General features: G+C 52.5%; 23 protein-coding genes. 5 read left to right on the top strand and 18 right to left on the bottom strand.

The annotated features are described in order from the left end of the window. Window positions 1-255 (bottom strand): helix-turn-helix transcriptional regulator, encoded by a 255-nt coding sequence (locus DFT_RS27265; RefSeq protein WP_076750479.1) that lies wholly within the window; start codon window positions 253-255, stop codon window positions 1-3. 85 nt (window positions 256-340) lie between these two features. Between DFT_RS27265 and DFT_RS09535 the strand changes: the two genes are divergently transcribed. Further along, window positions 341-916, top strand: coding sequence for a hypothetical protein (locus DFT_RS09535; RefSeq protein ID WP_152971922.1), 576 nt, complete (start codon window positions 341-343; stop codon window positions 914-916). Between the two features lie 43 nt (window positions 917-959). After that, window positions 960-1,514, top strand: a complete 555-nt coding sequence (locus tag DFT_RS09540; protein WP_054030973.1) for a M48 family metalloprotease — start codon at window positions 960-962, stop codon at window positions 1,512-1,514. A gap of 45 nt (window positions 1,515-1,559) precedes the next feature. Here the strand turns inward: DFT_RS09540 and DFT_RS09545 are convergent, their stop codons facing one another. From DFT_RS09545 to DFT_RS09570, 6 genes are all read right to left on the bottom strand, one after another. Continuing rightward, window positions 1,560-2,633, bottom strand: coding sequence for a type I restriction endonuclease (locus DFT_RS09545; RefSeq protein WP_054030974.1), 1,074 nt, complete (start codon window positions 2,631-2,633; stop codon window positions 1,560-1,562). 97 nt (window positions 2,634-2,730) lie between these two features. Continuing rightward, the gene (locus tag DFT_RS09550) at window positions 2,731-3,432 is read right to left on the bottom strand and encodes a hypothetical protein (protein ID WP_054030975.1); all 702 of its coding nucleotides are present in this window, start codon (window positions 3,430-3,432) and stop codon (window positions 2,731-2,733) included. A 69-nt stretch (window positions 3,433-3,501) separates the two neighbouring features. Then, window positions 3,502-4,455: a S1 family serine peptidase gene (locus DFT_RS09555; RefSeq protein ID WP_054030976.1), complete on the bottom strand. Its 954-nt coding sequence runs from the start codon at window positions 4,453-4,455 to the stop codon at window positions 3,502-3,504. Window positions 4,456-4,518: 63 nt separating this feature from the next. After that, a complete protein-coding gene (locus DFT_RS09560) occupies window positions 4,519-5,391 on the bottom strand; it encodes a hypothetical protein (RefSeq protein ID WP_054030977.1) in 873 nt (290 codons plus the stop codon). Window positions 5,392-5,705: 314 nt separating this feature from the next. Then, complete coding sequence (locus tag DFT_RS09565) at window positions 5,706-8,084, bottom strand: P-loop ATPase, Sll1717 family (RefSeq protein WP_152971923.1); 2,379 nt, start codon at window positions 8,082-8,084, stop codon at window positions 5,706-5,708. Window positions 8,085-8,393: 309 nt separating this feature from the next. Further along, on the bottom strand, window positions 8,394-8,816 hold the full coding sequence (locus DFT_RS09570; protein WP_054030979.1) for a hypothetical protein: 423 nt from the start codon (window positions 8,814-8,816) through the stop codon (window positions 8,394-8,396). A gap of 1,167 nt (window positions 8,817-9,983) precedes the next feature. On the opposite strand from DFT_RS09570, the gene DFT_RS09575 reads away from it, so the two are divergent. From DFT_RS09575 to DFT_RS09585, 3 genes are all read left to right on the top strand, one after another. Further along, on the top strand, window positions 9,984-10,676 hold the full coding sequence (locus DFT_RS09575; RefSeq protein ID WP_054030980.1) for an SOS response-associated peptidase: 693 nt from the start codon (window positions 9,984-9,986) through the stop codon (window positions 10,674-10,676). A 117-nt stretch (window positions 10,677-10,793) separates the two neighbouring features. Next, complete coding sequence (locus tag DFT_RS09580; protein WP_054030981.1) at window positions 10,794-11,000, top strand: type II toxin-antitoxin system HicB family antitoxin; 207 nt, start codon at window positions 10,794-10,796, stop codon at window positions 10,998-11,000. Then, complete coding sequence (locus DFT_RS09585) at window positions 10,997-11,221, top strand: type II toxin-antitoxin system HicA family toxin (protein WP_054030982.1); 225 nt, start codon at window positions 10,997-10,999, stop codon at window positions 11,219-11,221. The genes DFT_RS09580 and DFT_RS09585 overlap by 4 nt, the downstream gene beginning before the upstream one ends. Before the next feature lie 56 nt (window positions 11,222-11,277). Here the strand turns inward: DFT_RS09585 and DFT_RS09590 are convergent, their stop codons facing one another. The 11 genes from DFT_RS09590 to DFT_RS09640 form a co-directional block, all read right to left on the bottom strand. Continuing rightward, window positions 11,278-11,469 (bottom strand): hypothetical protein, encoded by a 192-nt coding sequence (locus tag DFT_RS09590; protein WP_054030983.1) that lies wholly within the window; start codon window positions 11,467-11,469, stop codon window positions 11,278-11,280. Between the two features lie 22 nt (window positions 11,470-11,491). Then, window positions 11,492-12,190: a hypothetical protein gene (locus tag DFT_RS09595; RefSeq protein WP_054030984.1), complete on the bottom strand. Its 699-nt coding sequence runs from the start codon at window positions 12,188-12,190 to the stop codon at window positions 11,492-11,494. Between the two features lie 84 nt (window positions 12,191-12,274). Then, window positions 12,275-12,490, bottom strand: coding sequence for a hypothetical protein (locus DFT_RS09600; protein WP_152971924.1), 216 nt, complete (start codon window positions 12,488-12,490; stop codon window positions 12,275-12,277). Then, window positions 12,487-12,828, bottom strand: a complete 342-nt coding sequence (locus DFT_RS09605; protein WP_054030986.1) for a hypothetical protein — start codon at window positions 12,826-12,828, stop codon at window positions 12,487-12,489. The genes DFT_RS09600 and DFT_RS09605 overlap by 4 nt, the downstream gene beginning before the upstream one ends. 131 nt (window positions 12,829-12,959) lie before the next feature. Further along, window positions 12,960-13,493 carry a DUF2793 domain-containing protein gene (locus tag DFT_RS24990; RefSeq protein ID WP_235506201.1) on the bottom strand — a complete coding sequence of 178 codons (534 nt, stop codon included), beginning with the start codon at window positions 13,491-13,493 and terminating at the stop codon, window positions 12,960-12,962. After that, complete coding sequence (locus DFT_RS09615) at window positions 13,448-15,676, bottom strand: hypothetical protein (RefSeq protein WP_054030987.1); 2,229 nt, start codon at window positions 15,674-15,676, stop codon at window positions 13,448-13,450. Before DFT_RS09615 ends, DFT_RS24990 begins: the two co-directional genes overlap by 46 nt. Then, window positions 15,669-15,875 (bottom strand): hypothetical protein, encoded by a 207-nt coding sequence (locus DFT_RS09620; RefSeq protein ID WP_054030988.1) that lies wholly within the window; start codon window positions 15,873-15,875, stop codon window positions 15,669-15,671. The genes DFT_RS09615 and DFT_RS09620 overlap by 8 nt, the downstream gene beginning before the upstream one ends. Further along, the gene (locus DFT_RS09625; protein WP_200907048.1) at window positions 15,866-16,213 is read right to left on the bottom strand and encodes a hypothetical protein; all 348 of its coding nucleotides are present in this window, start codon (window positions 16,211-16,213) and stop codon (window positions 15,866-15,868) included. Before DFT_RS09625 ends, DFT_RS09620 begins: the two co-directional genes overlap by 10 nt. Before the next feature lie 7 nt (window positions 16,214-16,220). After that, window positions 16,221-17,009 carry a phage/gene transfer agent baseplate hub protein gene (locus tag DFT_RS09630; protein WP_054030989.1) on the bottom strand — a complete coding sequence of 263 codons (789 nt, stop codon included), beginning with the start codon at window positions 17,007-17,009 and terminating at the stop codon, window positions 16,221-16,223. After that, the gene (locus DFT_RS09635) at window positions 16,999-18,666 is read right to left on the bottom strand and encodes a hypothetical protein (RefSeq protein ID WP_054030990.1); all 1,668 of its coding nucleotides are present in this window, start codon (window positions 18,664-18,666) and stop codon (window positions 16,999-17,001) included. The genes DFT_RS09630 and DFT_RS09635 overlap by 11 nt, the downstream gene beginning before the upstream one ends. Continuing rightward, window positions 18,663-19,658, bottom strand: coding sequence for a hypothetical protein (locus DFT_RS09640; RefSeq protein WP_054030991.1), 996 nt, complete (start codon window positions 19,656-19,658; stop codon window positions 18,663-18,665). The genes DFT_RS09635 and DFT_RS09640 overlap by 4 nt, the downstream gene beginning before the upstream one ends. Window positions 19,659-19,664: the final 6 nt, after the last annotated feature.

Raw genomic sequence — 19,664 nt, forward strand, 5'->3', positions numbered from 1 at the left:
TCATCCCCCTTGGCCTGGGGTTCGTTTTGCGCCTGTTTCGAACTTTTCTGGGCAACAAGCCCCCCGGTAAAGATCTGAAAGAGCGGCCCTGATCTCATCGGGCGTGCCGTCGAGCCAGAGCTGCGGTTCAGTGCAGGTCACCTGGGCCAGGCGTTTGGCAAGCTTCCAGGATGGTCGGCGACGCCCATTCAGAATGTTTGAAATGTACGGCTGTGTGGTGCCTGCGGCCTGGGCTACTTGGTTTTGTGTTTTCATACCTCGTTGAAATATTACGTGACGTAATGCAAGTCAAGCGAAAAATTACACCATGAAATGATTAACTGTGATATTTCACCTTGGAATGAATACTGATATCAAAAAATATAAGAAAAACTTCTGCTTAGCCGTTAAGAACTGGTTTTTTACCAAATATAACCCAGTTAAAAGAGGCGATGTAACTGCGGCTGCGGAATATTTAGAAATAAGCCAGCCTCTGATGTCGCTTATTCTGGCTGGCGAAAAATGGTGTGGGGAGGAAACTAAGCGCCGTGAAATCGCCCAAAAAATCGGCATCCCCTACGAAGAAATGATCGGCCTGAAAGCCGGAGGCAACGATCAGACGCCCTGCCCAACGGAAAGCACCTGCCCATCTGAACAAAACGAAAAGACCGTCGATGAATCGATGGCTGAATTGATGAAATTGCCCCCAAAGAAGAGGGGGATCGAAATCGTCATGCTCGCCGCCGCCAGCAACATGATCACGGACGTCCAGGTGTCGCATGGCGACCGCGAACGCAGCGACAAGTATTTCGGCCCCCTGAAACGCTATTGGGATGGCGAAATCACCGAACAAGAACTATATGACGAGTCCTACCAATTCTTTAAAAGAATCAGGGAAAAAGCGGATAAACTGCTCAAGGAACATGGTCTGAAGTAGGGACGTTTAAGATGCAAGCCGGTAATCATTCTTAGGGGTGGGAATGATCTACACTGCTATCAAAACGCTTGAAAAGCGCTGGCCACTGTTCAACCGGGAACCTCTCACAAAAGCGCACTGCCTCAAATTGCTCGAAGAGATGGGCGTCATCGCGCTTGAGGACAGGCAGGTGCCGGAAGCGATGGCCTTGTGGTACCAAAAAAAGGCCTTCGTGATCTACAATCCCCATCTGAGCGACAGCGACCTTGTGCTGAACATCGGGCATGAGCTCGGCCACTTCGCTCTCGGCCACATCAAATCCACCCGCCTGCCGATACTATCGCGCATATTCAGCAAAACCATAGAAGAAAAAGATGCCGGCATCATCGGATTTCTCATGTGGGCGCCGACCGCCGAGCTTTGCCGGATGTACGACAAGGGGCGGCTCAATATCGAGGAGCTCTACCGTTACGTCAAATTCAGGGACGGTGACATCGAGGAGGACAAGGCGCTACGGCTGTGCCACAGCCGTATCCGGATTTTCAACGGATTGCAGCGAACCCTCCGGCAGCTCAGGATGCCGGTGCAATTCCGCGTGCCGCCGTATTTTGGGATCTAAGCGGGGGGTGCTATGCGATCTGGGAACAGAAGACCCCTTTTTTAATTATTTTATATATGTTGTTAAAATTTCAAGAATTTTGTCAGCATGTTGATAAATATCAACGGTTGACTCGATCGGGATTCTTGTTTCAACTTTGTTAACATCGAAAACGCCGAGATATTTGTTTTTGCTGTTAAACCACAATCGACAAATTGGCTTCCTGTTATTATCGTCAAGCAGAATGCCCATATAGGATTTGGTGTCTCTGTGCATGATTCGTGAGGGAACAACTTTTTTTGCGCAGATTGCCCTCACTATATTCCAGCCATCCAGTTCTTCATCAGTAGTAACTATGTCATTTCGTGTCGATTCCTGGCCTGATTCAGAAGCTACCTCTGGAACGTTTTCAGTTGTTACATTTTCATTTTCCAGAGCGTAACGGAGTCGGTCGCTTACCTTATCGCTAAGAAACTGATGAAAAGCCTTTGCCACCAACGGGGTAAATAGTTCTCTGTAAGTGGATGTAAATCTGCTGCTTGGAATTACCCGCTGAAAAAAGAACCTTACAAACTCTTCATCGGGGGACTCTGATTGAATTTGAATAACCTTTTTAATCTCGGAGGTATATTTGAGCTCACTTGCAGTACTGAGCATGCGATCAAGGTCAAAATCCTCTTTTGCCATTTTTTTGACCTCGAACAGGGCATTAGATTTTGGGTTGGAAAGGTCAAGTTCTAAAAATGGCTTGTTATCCATCCTATTAGTTTCTTCTAGATCAGAAAAAAATTTGTATTGGATTCCATTCGTTAAAATGGCAATGCGCGCTTTTGTTACGCTAAAGTAACGATAAAGCTGGCTCATGCATTCTTGGGAAAGGTCACTATTTGCCTTTTTGCATTCGAATAATATGATGGTCTCTCCATCTCGCATTATTGCATAATCAACTTTTTCCCCCCTTTTAGTACCAATATCAGCAGTGAATTCTGGAACGACCTCCTTGGGATTAAAAACATCATAGCCAAGGGCAGCAATGAAGGGCATGACAAGAGCGTTCTTGGTGGCTTCTTCAGTCTGTAGGTGGTCTGTCAATTTTGGAAGCCTCTGGATCAATGCTGCAATTTTTTCATCGAAGCTCATGTTTAATCCTCCATTCATTCATAGCGCTCATTTTTCTTTTGGAGCTAACGACAAGCTGTCGGGCGGCATGGCCCTCGCCGTACCGACCAGCGTCAGGTTAGGCATTTTTTGGTATCCAGTTTAGCTGATTAGCATGAAGGAACTCTAACGTATTGTTATATTTCGTTCTATTTTTTTCGTCAGCCTTACGCTTCATTGCCTCTAGTGGCCTGATGAATACACTTTGTCCGTTTATTTGCCCGTTGTTGAAAGCAAAGGCATAGACTGGGCCGCTCAATTCTGAATTAATAATCCCATCGCCAGGTATCATCCTGTAGACTAAGCGTTCATGAGCTGGCAAGCCTATTCGATCTAGTTGCTTGATTGCGGACGGAGTAAGAACGAACCCTAACCAATTTTGGCCTTCTCCATATCGGTAGGCCTCAATGAGTGCTGGGCCTATAAATACGTTGCGTTCAAGTTGAGTGTACAAATCACCGCAAGAGATGGCTCCACGAACTGGGATTTGATTCATAATCAATTTTTGAAAGAAAAGGCGACCGGCTTGCTCAACTAAAGCGAATTCTTGTGCGGAATTCGACTGTGAAAAGATTATAAAAGTGTCAGAAAACCACGAAAACGAAATACCATGTTTTCCTTTATCGTTACGCGAAATATCTATGCTATCGAGCGCTTTCTCGTATAGAGGAAGTATCTGGTTAATGCTTTTAGTTTCGACTTGTCGTGCGAATCCAAGTAAATCTAAATAGCAAAACCATCTAGATCGATATCTTAATTCTTTCGGTAAATTTATCTTCATCGCGTCCACTGCCTAACGTCGTCTTCAGGGGCTGCAACGGCCTATCAGCAGTCCGACTGAAAGATATGGTTAGAGGTTCTCGTTCGATTTTACTTTTCGCTGTATTTCTACAACCATGCTTCTAAAGTCCTTTTGATCTTCGGAAAAAATAATGTCCATCACATAATCGATTGGAACAATTTTGGTGATGCCTGTATTTTCAATCAACAGAAGCTTTTCGTGCTGTTGCTCCTGATCAGTTTTTACTTTGTCCATTCTTAATGGGCTTGGTACAAATTCAGTAACAATTCCTAACAATCCAAATCTCCACCCTGCAAGCAATGGCCCTTTTTCCGAACGCTCTATAAGAACATACGCTGGACCGCCGCTGTTACCACCAAATGCCTGACAGTCAATGAAATATGCTTTTTGCTTTCCTCCAGGAAGCATTATCTCGCTTTCAGGAATTAATGATATAGTCCCGAATCTAGAAAGAACCATATTTGGTCCTTCCTCAGCAAATATGTATGGAACCAATCCTAAGGTAAATACCTGGTCTCCTTGTGCCACTTTGTATTTCTTTAGCCACTCAGAAGATGCAATAAACTCATCATCAGATGTTTCAATGGGCTTTACCCCAATATCTAATCTATCCATAATATTAAAAATATTTAATAGGGCAACCGCAAGATCGATCGACTCGTTTGGGTGCTCTATCCATCTTTTTCCCTTAATAGTATAGGTGGGGAAATTGATTATTTCTGCCCCTATTTTTTCTTTCAAATTGAATCTAATTGAAAGAGGGGTCGATGGATTTTCAAGAACTGGTTTGATTACATGTTTGGCAGATATTAAGTAGCAGAAATAGTTATTGTCTTGCTTCATAAAGAGCAAGAAACCTGTACCTACAGGTTTCCTATTTTTCATAACGAAGACGCAGGAATTTCTTACCCATTCTGGGATTGTAAATACCCCAGCTATAGTGGTTTGACAGAGCGTAAACAATAGAACAAACGTAATCGTAACCATCTTTACAATACGCATATGCTCTCCTTTAACGTCTTTCTTTGGGGCGGCATGATCCTCGCCGTCCCCAACAGAAAAATGCTATGTGCGCATTTTATAAAGGTTTTCATTAATTTCAAAGATCGCTGCCTTAAGGACCTGCAAACATATCTTAGCTGTATGCTCTCTTGGATTAAAACCTGAACTCATCTGCTCGAACGGATGTATATAATTCCTGAAATCCCTTAATGAGTGACTAAATTTTTGAGTATCATGTTGTATAAGGCCAAGATCTCTTGCTACATCGATAAAAGCGCTAAGGCTCCAATCATGGAACTGCTTAACTTTTCCGTTTCCATCTTTGGGTGATGATTTGGCCATATTGAAATTTTTTGGATACTGAATGGCAAGACCCAAAAAAATACCTTCAAGGGTACTACCTGCAAGAAGAATAACTGCTAAAGGCGATCCAGATGAGAAGCATTTTTCAATCTCTTTTATTCTATATTGCAAAACATCTGAAACAACACCTTCAAGCCCTATACCTTTAACATTCACGTCATTGAATTCTCGATTGAGAAAATCATTCTCTGTTTCTTCAGCAATGTCGCAATCATCAATTTCAACTTTATCCAGTTTTTGAAATATGATATCTGCGCCATTCCGTACAACCTTCCATTTATCAAAGGCCAAGAATTGGTTAAAATCTTTTATATATGAGTCCAGCGCACCATACTGGCCGATAAAATTGACTGGTGCAAATACATTCTTTATACATTTATCTAATTCTGGAGTGCCATTAATCACCTCTAATTTTTGATCCGTGAAATACCAACGCGAGGGAAAACCTTGTCCATAAGAATCATTAAAACCCAATTCATTAAAAAATTGAACAATCTTAGGTCCAGATCTGTATTCCGTCTCCTCATTTATTAGCTGTCTGAGTTTTTCTAATGTCTTCTTACTAAGAATCATTGTATTACTCTAATTTCACATGCATTAGTGCATTAGGGGACATACATGAAAGTATAAAAAAACATGGACGGTGTACAGGGTGTACAGGGACGCCTTCAGATTTGTACATTTGCAATCCATTTTCTGCAATATAGCTCGGGTAATGTAAAAATCCGAAGGGCGTCCCTTAAATCCACGTCCCTTAAATCCCCCAAAATTATAAAGCCAGAGATTTTTAAAATTTTTTAATTTAAATCTTCGTTAAAAAGTATAACGGCATTGTCACGGGCGGCATGCGCCGCTGCCTTCCCGTTGACATTTTGGTTCGATGATTCCTATGGAGCTATATCAAGTGCACGATGGAATGCAGGATGCACATAAAATGCTTTCTTTGAACTTTCTATATTTGGTAAATAAATTTTTAATTTTTCAATATCATATGCCAATTCGAATGAATATTTAACTTCATCACCAAATTTCACGCCTAAAAACGAAAACCATAGCAAAATATCTATAATCTCATCTATATTTTCAGACTGCACATTCGAGTCCAGAAAAATTAACTCTATGTCATCTCTAGAAATACTCGGTTCTTTTCCAATGAACAGCTGAATTAATTTAGGATATTTTGGGAAAACGTCTCTGATTTCATACTTCAAGTTATTAAATTCATCTTCAGAGTAGCCTTTCTCCGCAAATAATATATCATCTTCAGTAACCCGATTATGCTCTCTGCTAATTGCCGTTTGAATACATTTTGTTATGAAATTAAGAACAGACCTTGGATGGTAAAATGACCTTTCCAGAATATATCTAAAAGATTCCATTCCTCCAACATGAACCTCAAATAATTTTTGCCAAATATCCCTAAAATTTGTATCTATTATTCCTTCCGTTGCAACAAACCTTTTTCGTACCAGCTCCTCAAGTAATATCTGATCAGACCAATCGAGGTTCGCAATTGATTCCTTACCTCTATCTGGCGTATGCTCAACCAAAAGATCACAAATATCTTTCCGCAGAAAAACTACACTATTAAAATTCACATCGTTTGATTCTAATTGACGTTGTATTTTTCTAGTGGCATTTAATAAGCTTCTAACTATGGCTATATCTGCTTCTGTTGCCCCCTTCATAGACCAGCCCTTATCAATATTATCAAATAATAGCCAAACTTCTTCTTTGTCTTTTATGTGCCCAATCACCAAGTCATTTAATTCTTTTACCTCAGATTGATATATCATACGGGTTATGTCTGGGGACTTAAGTTTTCCCTGCAGTTCTTTAGGATATGCATTAACAATTTTTTCGACAAGTGCGAGAATGCGTTCAGAGAAATCCCCACCAGAATCATACTGATGCTTTTCAAATTCAAATTTCAAGTTATCGTAATTTTTTAAACTTCGCGGATCCTGCCATGCACTACCGCGTTTGTTTTCAAGAATCTTTTTTGAAAGCTCCAAAAGGATCAGATAGTTCCAGAACGATGTCAATGTGTGCAACTGCAATCCTTCGCTCAAATTATCAATTACAAACTCTTTGAGTTTCGTAAAATGGTGTCCTTCTGGTTTTAAATCCAGAACTATTGCATTTTTATTGTTAAGGACATCATTTCTAACGCCATAAAATATGGCTGTTTTGCCAGATCCTTTTCGTCCTACAACTAATCTTGTATTTCCTGACCTAGTTTGAAGAAACTGTGGAGTTTTTACGAAATACTGCCTTAGCGACCTTATTTCATTTTCAGCTGCAATATTTCCTATATTTATTTTTTCTAAGAGTCCTTTTATTGGAGTACCCGTCAATTCAGGTTTATAATAAAGTGATTCTGAAACTTCTCTGACAAATTTGTTGATAATATTAGGAATGGCATTATGATCCTGATAAATCACCATAACATCACGATAATCAATTGGCTGAATCGTATACCCTTCCTGCAACATAAGTACATGTTTACCTTTTGCCATCGCCAGTCCGCTAACAAAGGCGCACAAAGCGTTGTGTGTCTGAGCTCCGTCTCGATTTACGTCAATTAGATGCGCAATTACAGCTTTTGAATGGCTAACCTGTCTTATGGCTTCATATAAAGATAATCGCGTTGTCTCATTTGGGTCATAAGTTCGGAATCTAAATAAAGCAGATTTTTTTAGGGAAGAAATCAGTTTTACACTTCCATCAGAATTATAGGGGCTCCTTAGAAGGAAAGTAGGTTGGCTATCATCAATTGCGTGAGTGGATTCTTTTATGGGCGTAAATGAATCTTTTCTAGTTACAATTTTCCGTAATTGTTGACTGTTTTGAAAATCTTCATATCCTAGTACGTCAAAAATTCCTAATTCTTCAAATATCTCTTTATCCTTATTAAAAGAAGTATCTCTAACTGGAACTACGGGCTTACCCATGCCAATTGCATAGCCAATTTCAAATAAGACATTAAAATTTAAAGTCGTTATGTTTGCTACGACAAAATCTGAGCTATTGATTGCATCACAGATCTTGCAAAAAATTATTTGTCCAGTCGTTAGGAGGTCTTCCCAGGATTTCCAAGAAGCAGCTGATGAATGCTTTTGTAAATCTCGCACAGCTGATAAAACTGTTTGGGATAAGTGAGCTGGGGTGCTTGGATAGATAAAGAAACCGTTTAATGTCTGATTCTTAGGTAGTAAATCCTCACATTGGCCTTTCTTGTATTCGCAATACTTAGATACGACCATTGATGCTCTCCATTATATTAAAATCGAAAGATGAGCTGTGGGGCGGCATGGCCCTCGCCGTCCCACACCAGCGAGTTGTTGGTGTACCGGCTTTCGCTTATGTATATTCTTCAATTTGGCTAAGTTGGGGACGGGATACGGACGGGATACGGGACGCCCTTCATATTTGTATATTTGTAATATATTTTCGGACATATTATTTTAGTAATATGAACGGCGTGCCCTAAACCACGTCCCCTGAACCCCTAATTTTAATTCGGCCCTTTAATCCTCCGGTCAAGTTTAATTGGTTGTTCGGGATGACTTATGTCACCCAGTTATCCGCTTAACCAGCAAAATGAGTGAAACAAGCGCAACCGCGAATTGCATCGTAACGATATAATTGGTAGTGTTAAATCGACCAGTAATACCTTCTTTGGATTTCTTAAGCAAAGGCTCTATTAATTCATAAAGACCGAGCTCTTTCTCGTAAGCTTTAATTATTTCAAACTTTTCTTTTTGTCGTCGTCTGTGATGCAGGGCTATAATCAGACCTGTAATTGCAGTGCAAGATACGCCGATATAACCTACAACAAGGACAAAAGAGTCAACCCCTTTGATCTCTAAGCCAACAACACCGATGAAAAAAAGGATTGAGTACTGAAGGACTTTCCATGTTTGGTCACGCATGTGGAAGTGATCCTGCCATTGAGTTTGTAGATCTTGAGAAATATTTTGCGGACTTGCGACCATTTTTATGTCTCCTTGACCAGCACGAACTGATTTGTGGTAGGGGCTTTAGGGGACGGGCGGTACCGGGACGCCCTGTATATTTGTAAATTTGCGATTCATTTTCTGCAAAATCGTTCGGGTAATGTATAAATGTGAAGGACGTTGCTTCACGTCCCAACGTGCTGCTTTGGGGCGGCATGCCCCTTGCCGTCCCCAACAGCAGGTGGTTGGGCCTCTCATTACATTAGTTCACAAGCCCAGAGCCAAGCTTACCAACTGTTAAGTAAGGGCAGCGGTGCAATAGTTCTGCTAAAGCGATAAGGTCGGAAGTCCTTTTTTCGCTCGGCGGCATGCCATATCCATTATTTATTCTCATTGTTTTTGTCAGTTAAAAATTTAACACGATACTTGAGCAAAATAAAATATAGAAGACTTCCACCTACCCCTAATATTATGGAGATTATAAATATTGTTTTCATCTTTCCGTGCCTCCTTATCTTTAGATTCCCGACCTTATATATATCAAAGCACACACCCTCGATTGTCTATAGCAGTCCAGCGTAAATTCATACGTATCTCTCCGGCTGCCCAACTTTAATATTAGTCGTCACGATCGTTTATAATACAATCATATATTATCCATCAGGCATGCCTGTGGTCTGGGCGAATGACAATTATTCAGCAAATTGATTGAAACAAAAGCAAACATTATAAAAATATCGCCTAAAACCATTTCGATGCACTTAGGTTCGATTGTCGATCTGTGATGGCCCCCGCCTCCAAATGAAAAGAAATCGTAAACATTCACTGTATAGTGGACAGCTAGAATTTTTATCGCAGAGCATAATTGTTTGGCCCGATAGACCTGATGAAATAGAATTGGGGCCTTACCTGGGCCTTATCAGCACGCCCCTAATCCTTTGATTTAATAACCCAGTATCAAAAAAGACATAGGCCAATGAAAAAAAAGACGCCGCTTCATCCTTTATCATCTATTATATTGCCATGAATATGGAGCAGGGATCGCCTGGTACCTATCGCCATGGCTTTCTTATGTCAATGAAATTATTGAAAAAGACATTATAACAAAATGTTAGAAGGACAATGAAGGCTGGATTGACGGGCCGGTGCCAATCAGGCTATCGATGGGACAAAGAGGGGGATTTGTTTTATCAGAGGTGACACACCATGTGCGGCCGTTTCGTAGGATTTCGGAACCTTGAGCAGCTCAAGCCATATTTCCCCATCGATGAAGCCATCGGCGGGGAGGCGGTGGCCAACTACAATGTGGCGCCCACCCAGGAGATCCTGGCTATCGTCAGGCACGACGGACGCAACATCCTGGACCGGTACCACTGGGGCCTGGTGCCCTTCTGGGCCAAGGACAAGTCCATCGGTTACAAGATGATCAACGCGCGGGTGGAAACCGTGGCCTCCAAGCCCAGCTTCCGGGAGGCCTTTAAAAAACGGCGCTGCCTGATCGTGGCCGACGGCTTTTACGAGTGGGCGGGCAAGAAGGGCAGCCGGCAGCCGATGTACATCACCCTGCCGGATGAAACGCCGTTTGCCTTTGCCGGGCTGTGGGAGATCTGGCACGACAGGGAAAAAGATGGGGAAGCCTATCGATCGTGCACGATCATCACCCGGCCGGCCGCGGGGGGCATAGAGCGGCTGCATGACCGCATGCCGGTGATACTGTCTGCCCAGGCCTACGATCCCTGGCTCGATCCCGGCAACCAGGATGCGGCGCTGCTGGGCCGGTTGCTGGAAGAAAAGGCGCTGACCGAATTGACGTTTCACCCCGTGACCCGGGAGGTGAACTCGGTCGGGCACAACGATCCTTCCAACCTTGCGCCGGTGCAGATGGAGTTCGGGTTTTAGCGCGATGGCCCGCCGTTCCAACCACTTTTTACTTGAACCGCTTGCAATTCAGGCATGATGATTCTAAATGATTCAATCATTCGCAGCCCATTTTCATGTGTTTCGGGAAGATAAACGATGAGAGAGTTCAGCGTGATCATCGAAAAGGACGAGGATGGCTACTTTGTAGGCACCGTTCCGGCGCTCCGGGGTTGCCACACCCAGGCAAGGTCGCTGGATGTCCTGATGAAGCGGATCAAGGAGGCGATCGAGCTTTGCCTGGAGCTGCAAGAACCGGTTTCAAACGAGTTCATCGGCGTTCAAAAGGTGGCGGTCAATTCGTGACCACAGTCCCATCGAGTACCGGCAGCCGGCTTGTCCGGGACTTGCGCAAATTCGGATTTGAAGTGGTGCGCGCCAAGGGCAGCCAGCATTTCCTTCAACACGCAGACGGCCGGTGCACGGTCGTTCCCATCCATAAAGGCGAGACCATCGGGCGTGGACTTCTTGCGCAAATATTGCGCGATTGCGACCTGGATGGAGAAGAGCTCCAAAAGAAATTATAAAAGGGCGGCAAGATCATGCCGCCCAGGAGTATTCCGCGTATTTCAAATCCCGCCGATTAACCTGTCTCCACCTCATTCAAAGCCGCCCGCCGCTCCTCCTCCAGGATCTTCGATCGCACTTCCTCATCGGCGATGGCCGCGTCCAGGTCGGCCACGGTGACCCTGCGGCCGGTGGCCAGGGCGAGCACGTCGGTGAGCAGTTTGAGGCCCGCGGCCCACAGGGCGGCCTCTTCCTTGGTCATTGCCATGGGGGTTCTCCTTTCGATGGGGTTAGTTTTGGGTCAGCAGCACGAAGCCCGCGTCGATGAGCTGGTTTTTGGCCTTGCGGAACGCTTCCCGTTCGAACGTGTCGACGCGGCTCAGGGCCAGGGTGGCGCCCCAAAGATCCAGCGCCCGGCCCACGTCGTCGAGCAGGGCGTTGAACCGGCGGCGCTGATCGATGGCAAGGGACGCCTGGCTGTCGATGAAGCCTTGCTGGGCCTGGTTGTACCAGGTGCGCGCATCCAGGTAGACGGCTTTGGCTATAGCGTGGGGGTGGGAGGTTTCGCTCATGATCTGGGAGGTTGCGGTCTGGTTGGGGGCGCAACCGCAAAACGAGAGGGCCACGGCGCCGGCCACGAGCAGGGCGAGCACCAGGGGCAGGGCGATCGCTCCGGCCTGGCCGGTTTTTTTGGCTTTGGCCTTCTGGCGGTACTTGCTCACGATGGCCATGAGCACGCCGGCGGCGGCCAGGACGGATTCCACGGCGCCGAAGGCGGCCTGCTGGTCGTCGGGGCCGAACTCGATGCCCCGGCCCTGGAGGATGAAGGCGGTGAGCACCAGGGCGGTGCCGCCGATGCGGCCCCACAGCACGCTGCCGATCCATGGGTCAGTTTTTTGGGGGTCTGTTTTAGGGGGATCGGTTTTTGGGAGATCTGTTTTTACGGGATCTGGTTGGGCAAGATTGGATTTCAGCGGTGCGGTTTTCATGGCTTGGGCTTCTCCTTTGACGGGCTGCGGGTTGAAGGGTTTGACCGGCCGTTAACACCTGGGGGCCCGGCCGGGTAAAGTTCGTTATTTTTCCTGGGGCGAACCTGCCCGGGCCCGCCGCAGGGCCCTGTCCTTGGCCGATGCGATCTTGCGCAGGACGGCCGGGTCCATGTCGAAGGCGATGTGGCACCGGGCGCACAGGCAGGTCTTGGCCTGGATGCGGACGCCGCAGTAGGGGCAGATGCCGGTGATAGACTCGCCCCGGGGGCCTTTCATGGCGCTGTCCGGGACGGGTCTCATTGTTTCACCCCGGCATCGACGTTGAGCATCTTCAAGGCGAAGCGGATGCCGATCCACAGGAGGGTGCCGAAGCCCCCGGCGATGGAGACGGCGATGAAGCACGCCACCGCCCCGCCGATCTTTTCTCCCCGGCGCCGGATTTTGATCCAGGCCTTGATCGCGTCGCTGGCCTCCTCGATGCCCTTGTTCAGGTTGCCGTCGCCCATGTCGCGGAACCGGCCGACGAGGTGGCCCATCTCGGCCTGGGAGGATGCGGCCAGGCCGCACATGCAGCTTCCCTGCATGGTCTTTTCGATGATCCGCGCGATCTCTTTTTTGTCGTCATCGGACAAGGCCATGGGCCTTTACTCCTCGCTTCTGCTTATAGATGGATCATCCGCCATAGACGGCGATGGCAAGCGCCATGGCCAGGTCGACCAGCACCAGGATCAGCAGCGCCAGGCGCACCCGCGTGATCATGGCGGGCGCCTCAGCTCCAGGCGGCGACGGCCGCCCGCACCCAGGTATCGGCGGCCACGCAGAGGTAAAGATAGCCGGCGTCAAAGGCCATCTGGCCCGGGATGCCCGGATCGGCGGCCGACGCGGGCGGGTCCACCCATTGGGGCCGGCTGACCAGTTCCCAGGAGGATGGGCCGCGCACGGCCTCGGCGTTTTGATCCTGCACCCAGGCCCGCCAGCCGAAAGAGGGCGTGTGGTACTCCCAGGCGCCCGCCACGCGCACGGCGATCTCTCCCGCGTGGGCGGACCAGTCGCCGGTGGCGCCTGCGGGGATGATGTAGCGGTCGCCGTTGGCGGGCGAGGCCGGCGGGGCGGCGGTCTCCATGCTGATCACCGACAGGTGGACGACGGCGCCGAGTTTCTTTAGATTGGCGTCCATGCCGGCCTTCCAGCCGGATTCGCGGAAGTCCCAGCCGTAAAAAAGGTTCAGGTTCGGGTCGTTTTGTGCGGCCATGGTTTTTACTCTCCGTAGTGGTCGCCGTAGAACATGCCGTAGCCCCGGCACTCGGCGATGGTGTGGTCGTGGGTCTGCCAGCTGTTCCAGCCCCCGCGCTGGGCGTCGAGCACGAAGCGAAGCGATTCGTTGGGACGGCCCAGGGCGCCGCTGTCGGCGATCTCCTGGGCGATGGTATAAAGCTGGGAGGTGCCGACGATCCCGGTATAGGTGCGAAGCAGGGCGCCGGTCTCGCCATAGATCCTTAAGCGGTAGGTGACCCCCGGCTCGGGGCCGATGTTGCCCTCGTCCTGCTCCACGATGTAGGCGGTCTGCTGGATGCGGTCGCGGTGGGCCCAGGTGAGGGACAGGGCCCCGGCGATGGCAACCGGATAGGGCTCGGCGTTGACCTGGACGTTTCCCGGCGGATAGGGGCGGATGGCCCGGGCGCCGTAGGTCATGGTGTCCGTGGGGGCGGCGGCGATGTCAAGCTCGCCCTTGCCGGTGATCGGGCACCCCCGGGTCGTGGCCACATCACCCGATTCGAGCACCCGGGCGTCGGTGCCGTGGCGGCCGTCGGCGAACCAGATCCGCGTGCCGGCCGCGTGATCGGCGGGCACGGTGTCGAGCACGCCCCGGGCGATGGCGCACACGCCGGAGACCGGGTTGACGGTGAGCATCTTGACGAGCTCGTCTCCGATATAGGCGTAAGAGTCTTCTGCCACCAGGTCCACGTCGAGCATGTTCTCGAGCCGGATCTCGCCGTCCGTCTTGCCGATGGGATCGACCAGCAGGGCCGAGGGGGCAAAGGCGAAGGTGCCCCGGTCCATGTAGGTGGGGATGAGCGACCGGCCATAGGGCTGAAGGGTCCACAGGCGGTAGGAAAAGGCATCGTCCGTGGGCTTGACATAGAGCGTACCCACGATGCCGGACGTCTCCTCGAACCCGTCCCAGAACGTGGTGCTCTCGCCATAGAGGCGCACCAAAGAATAATAGGGAATCTCGACCAGGCGGCGGTAGGGCGACGGGGCGGGCAGGTTGACCGGATCGACCCAGCCGCTTTGGGGAACCTCCACGTAGCTGGCCTCCGGGGTGGCGTAGATGTCCTGCATGGCGGTGACGCGCACCTTGCCGGAAGACAGCGTGCCCCAGTCGATGGTGACCACTCGCATGACTTCTTGCTGTATGCCGTACTTGGGCCAGGAAAAGACAAAGGGCGAGCCCTCGCGCAGGCCCTGCACGGCGCCCACGGGCAGGGCCACGAGGGTGGCCGACGACAGATCGCTCGACGCGCTTTTAAGCTCCCTTGCGGCGACCTTGGCGGCCAGGGCCGCGCGGGAAATGCCGTGGTAGTTGATCGCCTTGTGGATGGTCTGGCCCAACCTCTGGATCATGGCCGTGTGGTGCACGGTGATCGACTCTTCCCGGTCGCCGGTCGCCGTGTGCTTCTGGTATTTTAACACCACGGCGTTGATCATCTCGGCCTGGGTGAGGCGCTTGTAGCTCTCCACCGATACGATGTTGGACGGATCGAGCACGGGCAGGTTTTCGATGTCGTAGTCGTCTCGAAGCAGGTGAAGCTCCCATTTGCCGGTGGTGCGCTCGACATACAGCACGGCATCGATGTGGCGCTTGATCTCGTCGATGAAGTCCTCGATGGAGATCGCCCGGTCCCAGATCATCGACAGGCCGAAGCCCTCGGCATACAGGGTTTGGGCCGCGGCGGAAAACGACGCGTCGTCCACGTCGCTTTCTAAGTACCCCATGCCCCATACCGTGTTAACGATGCAGGCCCGGATCATGTGGGCCGGGTTGGCGTCGCCCGAGATATTGGCGTTGCCCGGGTTCCAGCCCGGGGCCAGGCGGGCGCAGTTTCTCACCCGAAACGACCAGGGCTTAAGATAATGGCTGTCGCCCAGGTAGCAGCGGCGCAGCACGAACTGGAGCACGCCCCGGAAGGCGGGCGTCACCGGTCCGAACCGGGAAGTCAGGTAGCTGTTCTGGCCCTGGTCCGCGTCGCCGAACTCGATGTCGATGTCTCCGACCACGCCGCCCTCCTTGCTCGATCCGCCGTACAGCTCGGGCTGGTTGACGTGGATTTGGGAAGTAGAAGAAACGGCGCCGCTCCATACGATGTAGTCGTCGGTGCGCATGCCCAGCACCGCGTCCACCGGGCCGTGGCAGGCCACCATCTGGATGCCCAGGGAGTACTTGTAGCCGACGACATAGGTGACGCACTCGCTCTTGCTACCCATGGCGCACCGCCTTCAATAACCGCCGGCACATGGCGTCGTCGATGCCTTCCAGCCGGGCGGCCTCGATGCCGTTTTTGACAAAATCGTTCCAATCGATGCCCCGGGCCGCGGCCCAGCGCCGCACCCCGCCGTGGCAGTAGCGCATGCGGCGGATGTCGCTCAGATAGATTCTGTCGGCCGAACGGTCGATCATGTGCATGTCTTTTCCTTCTTTTCTTCCACCCGCAGGTGGCCGTACCACACCACGTTGGGCGAATCGATCCAGCGGGTGCCGAACACCACGGGGATCTCCCGGCCGGCGGAGGCCGTGGGCACCTTGAACTCGTCGATGCCGTAGGGGTCCGGCGCCTCGGGGGTGGTGGGCTTGGGCTTGGGGATGAGCACGTAGCTCAAGATGGCGATCACAAGGAAGATGATGATCTCGGCGGCCAGGCCCAGGACCCCGGCCAGGTGGATATCGGGATTGCCGGCGGCCATGATGCCGGAAAAGGCCCAGCCGATGGCCACGATGGCCACCAGGAACACGATGCGAAGCATTTTTGGATCAAAATTGCGCATGGGGCGAAGCATTGGGGCCGGAGATGAACGCCTGGCCGCCGGAAAAGGGTGTCCTTCCCGGTGTCATGGGAAAGCCGCCGTAGTTTAAGATGTTGTCGAACTTGGCATGGCACGTTGCCATCCAATGATCGCAGCCCGGATAGAGGTACGCCTGGCCGTAGCCGGTGACGCGCCGGTCGGTGACGAGCGTCTCTGCCGCGTGGGTGGCGATCATTATATATTGGCCCTGGTAGACGAGATAGCCGTTGTCGAAGTAGCCGTCGGCAAAGCCGGCCGCGGCCGGGACGGTGAGCGTGTGGCCGTCGTAGGCGGTGATGGCGGCGGTGACGCGCCAAGCCTCGGCGGACAGATTGCACCCCGGCTGATATAGGCCGTGGCGGCAGATGATCTGGTACATGGCCCGCAGGCCGGGCCGGCCAAGAGAAGTGAAGATCGACTCGCAGGCGATGGCGGCCGTGCTGTCCTTCAGCCCCACGCCCACGATGCGGCCCTTCCAGATCAGGTTGACTTCCGTTACCGGATAATCTGCTTCGAAGATCGACGCCGATACGATGGACTCGGGCCGCGTGCCCATAAACAACGCCACCAGGTCGTTGTCGCGCGGGGCGGTGATCTCGAGATCCGCCTTGTGGATCGATCCCATGGAGCGCAGATTGCCCCGCGACAGGCCCGGCACGGCGATGTAGGTGTTGGGGCCGTGGACGATGTTGCGGTCCGCCGACGTGTAGCGCCAGTTCTCGGATGCGGACTGAAAATGGTAGAGTTCAACTTTCATGGTCCGGGTCCAATCCGGTCAATCCGATGGAAGATGCGCCGCACCCCACGCGGGCCCACTCGATCTCCACGCGGTCGGCGGACAGGCGGCACAGGGGCATGAAGCTGATGCGGTCAAAGTCGGCGCCCGTGCCGTCGAACCCCAGGGCCGCGTCGAGGGTGAGCCATTCGGCGGCGGTCACCTCCTGGGCGTTTGCGATCTGCCGCAAGAGGACCTCGCCGGTGGTCCGGAACAGCGCCAGGTGCCGGAACTGGGGATTGACAAAGAGCATCTGGGTGTAACGGATGGGGGATATGACCAGCACGGTGTCGGCGGCGGCAAAGGGCTCGATGATCTCGATGTCCCGCTCGAAGGTGGGCACCCATACGGGCCGCAGGCGGCCGGCCCGGCGGTGGAGCCATTGGCGGTACTGCCAGGCCCCGGCCTTGGACCGAGTTTTAAAATGGGCCTCCTCAAAGGCCAGGCGGCCCCAGTCACCCCGGGGATCGACCAGGACCTTGCCGGTCTGGCCGTCGATGGTCTCGGCCGGCCGGATCACCTGGCGGGCGGAAAGCTGGCCCGGGGCGCCGTAGGGGGTAAGCCACGTATCGAACCCCAGGTACTGGGTGGCCGACGGTTCGGCCTCGAGCGGGTCGTTGTCCTCCACGGCAAAGCCCAGGTCCGCCTCGGTGTAGGCGGCGGCCTCGGTGTATTTGGGCGTGCCGTCCATGCGGGCGATGCGCACGGGCATGATCGAGGCCCGGGGGTAGGCGTTGTCCACGGGCAGCATGAGGGTGATCCCATCCGGCTGGATGTCCAGGATCGCCCGCAGTTCGCCCTGGCCCCAGGCGCCGCCCGCGATGTAGCAGTAGCCGCCCGCCTTGTACGAGGCATGGTCGGTATCGAAGCCGATCCACTGCTGGCCGGCGGCGATGGCCCCGATGTAGGCGGCCTCGATCCACACCGGGTAGCCGAAGTAGCGCATCTGCCAGCCGGTGGCGATGGCCTTGAGTGTCGCCCGGCCGGCGGCGGTGCCGATGCGATACTGGGCGTGAAAGGACTGGCGGGGGGCGATGCGAAGCTGTTCGCGCGTCTCGGGGCCGTCGTAGGCCTCGTTGACGTCGGTGAGCCAGGCGAGGACCTCTTTTAGGCCGGACCGGGGCCTAAAGGGAAAGGGGATGGAGCGGGTGCCCGTGCAGGTAAGATTTGGAACCTGGGCGCTGTCGAACACCAGATCGAACCGGGCATCGATGCCGGGCGGGCCGGCCATTTCGGTGACCAGGGTGGCCACGGCGTCTTTCATCGGTTCGATGGCAAGGGGCAGTGCGCCGGCGGTCAGCAGCATGCCCGCTGCGTTGACCGGATCGACGGACAAAAGCGTGCGCTCATCGGTCAGATGGGCATTGCAGACCAGGATCGTGTCCTCGCGACGGGCGAGCAGAAAACCGAAGTCCAGGGCGTCTGGCACCAGGTGCACCCATCCGAAGTACAGATCGCCCCAGGAGGCGGCCCGCAGGCCGGTCTTGCTCAATCCGGGTTCGGTGACCGGCTGGGTGTCGGTCTTTGCCCCGGCGCCGGGGGATGCGGCCGCAGGGGCCGACTGCGGCAGGGGGGCAATCGCCTCCCAGGCCGGAAAGTCGCGGTAGTACGCGAGTATGGGTTCGGCTAAAAGGCTCATGCGCCGGTCACCCTGATGGCGATGCCGTATGGGTAGGCCGCGTCGGCCCGGTTGCACGGCAGCACCACGAAGTCCTCGCCGCCCACGGCGATCTGCTGGCCCACGGCAAAGCCGCCCATGTGCGTGACGCGCGCCAGGGCAAAATGGCCGATGGGCAGCCGGTAGCCGGAGTACTCCACGCCGATCTGGGCGGGCAGCAGCGGGGCGAGCCCGCCGATATCGGCCGGCATGGATGACAGCAGCCCGTGCATGTAACCCCAATAGGAAGAGCTTTCGGAGGATATCGCGTATCCCTGCCCCAGCGACGAGATGGGGTGGATCACGAGGCCGACCGGCGATCCGCCGCTGTAGGCCCAGGCGTCGGCGAACCGCACGGTGCAGTTGGGGTAGTAGGAGTTGATCTGGTTGTGGGCAAAAATCCGCCGCATGTCGGCCGGGCCCAGGCCGTTGCCGCCCACGCCGAGGCTCGCGCATAAATAAAAGCCGTTGGGGGCCGCGCCGATCGCGCCATAGGGGGCAAGCGTGCCGAAGGCGACCCACCGGAAATCGCCCGCCGCTATCTCCATGGCGCAGATGAAGTTGTCGCCGTCGGCCGCCATGTGGTAGCTGGCCACCGCGCCGGTCATGTCCGCCACGGCGCAGGCAAAGATGTTGTCGGCATAGGCCATCAGGCCCGTGCTGCCGCGCGAAAACGCGCCGGGCATGTTCTTCCAGGCCTTGGCGCCCGTGGGCGATGCGCTATAGCCCGTGGAGGGCGAAAAGGCGATGCCGCTCATGCGGTAGGTGGTGCTGGTCCACGCGTTGGTGGTGATGGGGTCGGACTCGATGGTGGAGAAAAGGTTCACGCAGATCGCGCCCATTGAAAGATGCAGGCGGTGGCCGTAGGTCTCGGTGACAAAGCCGTTCTGGGTCCAGCCGTTTGCGACCAGGAAAAGCCGGATCTTTTCCAGCATGTCGTGGGCGTCCGTGGCCGATCCGATCTCGTAGTCCATCTTTGC

This window comes from Desulfatitalea tepidiphila (assembly GCF_001293685.1).
GTDB lineage: Bacteria > Desulfobacterota > Desulfobacteria > Desulfobacterales > Desulfosarcinaceae > Desulfatitalea > Desulfatitalea tepidiphila.

Excerpts from the sequence above, each read along its gene's own strand:
- DFT_RS27265 (WP_076750479.1), bottom strand. The coding sequence starts at position 255 with ATGAAAACACAAAACCAAGTAGCCCAGGCCGCAGGCACCACACAGCCG.
- DFT_RS09535 (WP_152971922.1), top strand. The coding sequence starts at position 341 with ATGAATACTGATATCAAAAAATATAAGAAAAACTTCTGCTTAGCCGTT.
- DFT_RS09540 (WP_054030973.1), top strand. The coding sequence starts at position 960 with ATGATCTACACTGCTATCAAAACGCTTGAAAAGCGCTGGCCACTGTTC.
- DFT_RS09545 (WP_054030974.1), bottom strand. The coding sequence starts at position 2,633 with ATGAGCTTCGATGAAAAAATTGCAGCATTGATCCAGAGGCTTCCAAAA.
- DFT_RS09550 (WP_054030975.1), bottom strand. The coding sequence starts at position 3,432 with ATGAAGATAAATTTACCGAAAGAATTAAGATATCGATCTAGATGGTTT.
- DFT_RS09555 (WP_054030976.1), bottom strand. The coding sequence starts at position 4,455 with ATGCGTATTGTAAAGATGGTTACGATTACGTTTGTTCTATTGTTTACG.
- DFT_RS09560 (WP_054030977.1), bottom strand. The coding sequence starts at position 5,391 with ATGATTCTTAGTAAGAAGACATTAGAAAAACTCAGACAGCTAATAAAT.
- DFT_RS09565 (WP_152971923.1), bottom strand. The coding sequence starts at position 8,084 with ATGGTCGTATCTAAGTATTGCGAATACAAGAAAGGCCAATGTGAGGAT.
- DFT_RS09570 (WP_054030979.1), bottom strand. The coding sequence starts at position 8,816 with ATGGTCGCAAGTCCGCAAAATATTTCTCAAGATCTACAAACTCAATGG.
- DFT_RS09575 (WP_054030980.1), top strand. The coding sequence starts at position 9,984 with ATGTGCGGCCGTTTCGTAGGATTTCGGAACCTTGAGCAGCTCAAGCCA.
- DFT_RS09580 (WP_054030981.1), top strand. The coding sequence starts at position 10,794 with ATGAGAGAGTTCAGCGTGATCATCGAAAAGGACGAGGATGGCTACTTT.
- DFT_RS09590 (WP_054030983.1), bottom strand. The coding sequence starts at position 11,469 with ATGGCAATGACCAAGGAAGAGGCCGCCCTGTGGGCCGCGGGCCTCAAA.
- DFT_RS09595 (WP_054030984.1), bottom strand. The coding sequence starts at position 12,190 with ATGAAAACCGCACCGCTGAAATCCAATCTTGCCCAACCAGATCCCGTA.
- DFT_RS09600 (WP_152971924.1), bottom strand. The coding sequence starts at position 12,490 with ATGAGACCCGTCCCGGACAGCGCCATGAAAGGCCCCCGGGGCGAGTCT.
- DFT_RS09605 (WP_054030986.1), bottom strand. The coding sequence starts at position 12,828 with ATGGCCTTGTCCGATGACGACAAAAAAGAGATCGCGCGGATCATCGAA.
- DFT_RS09615 (WP_054030987.1), bottom strand. The coding sequence starts at position 15,676 with ATGGGTAGCAAGAGCGAGTGCGTCACCTATGTCGTCGGCTACAAGTAC.
- DFT_RS09620 (WP_054030988.1), bottom strand. The coding sequence starts at position 15,875 with ATGCACATGATCGACCGTTCGGCCGACAGAATCTATCTGAGCGACATC.
- DFT_RS09625 (WP_200907048.1), bottom strand. The coding sequence starts at position 16,213 with ATGCTTCGCATCGTGTTCCTGGTGGCCATCGTGGCCATCGGCTGGGCC.
- DFT_RS09630 (WP_054030989.1), bottom strand. The coding sequence starts at position 17,009 with ATGAAAGTTGAACTCTACCATTTTCAGTCCGCATCCGAGAACTGGCGC.
- DFT_RS09635 (WP_054030990.1), bottom strand. The coding sequence starts at position 18,666 with ATGAGCCTTTTAGCCGAACCCATACTCGCGTACTACCGCGACTTTCCG.
- DFT_RS09640 (WP_054030991.1), bottom strand. The coding sequence starts at position 19,658 with ATGGACTACGAGATCGGATCGGCCACGGACGCCCACGACATGCTGGAA.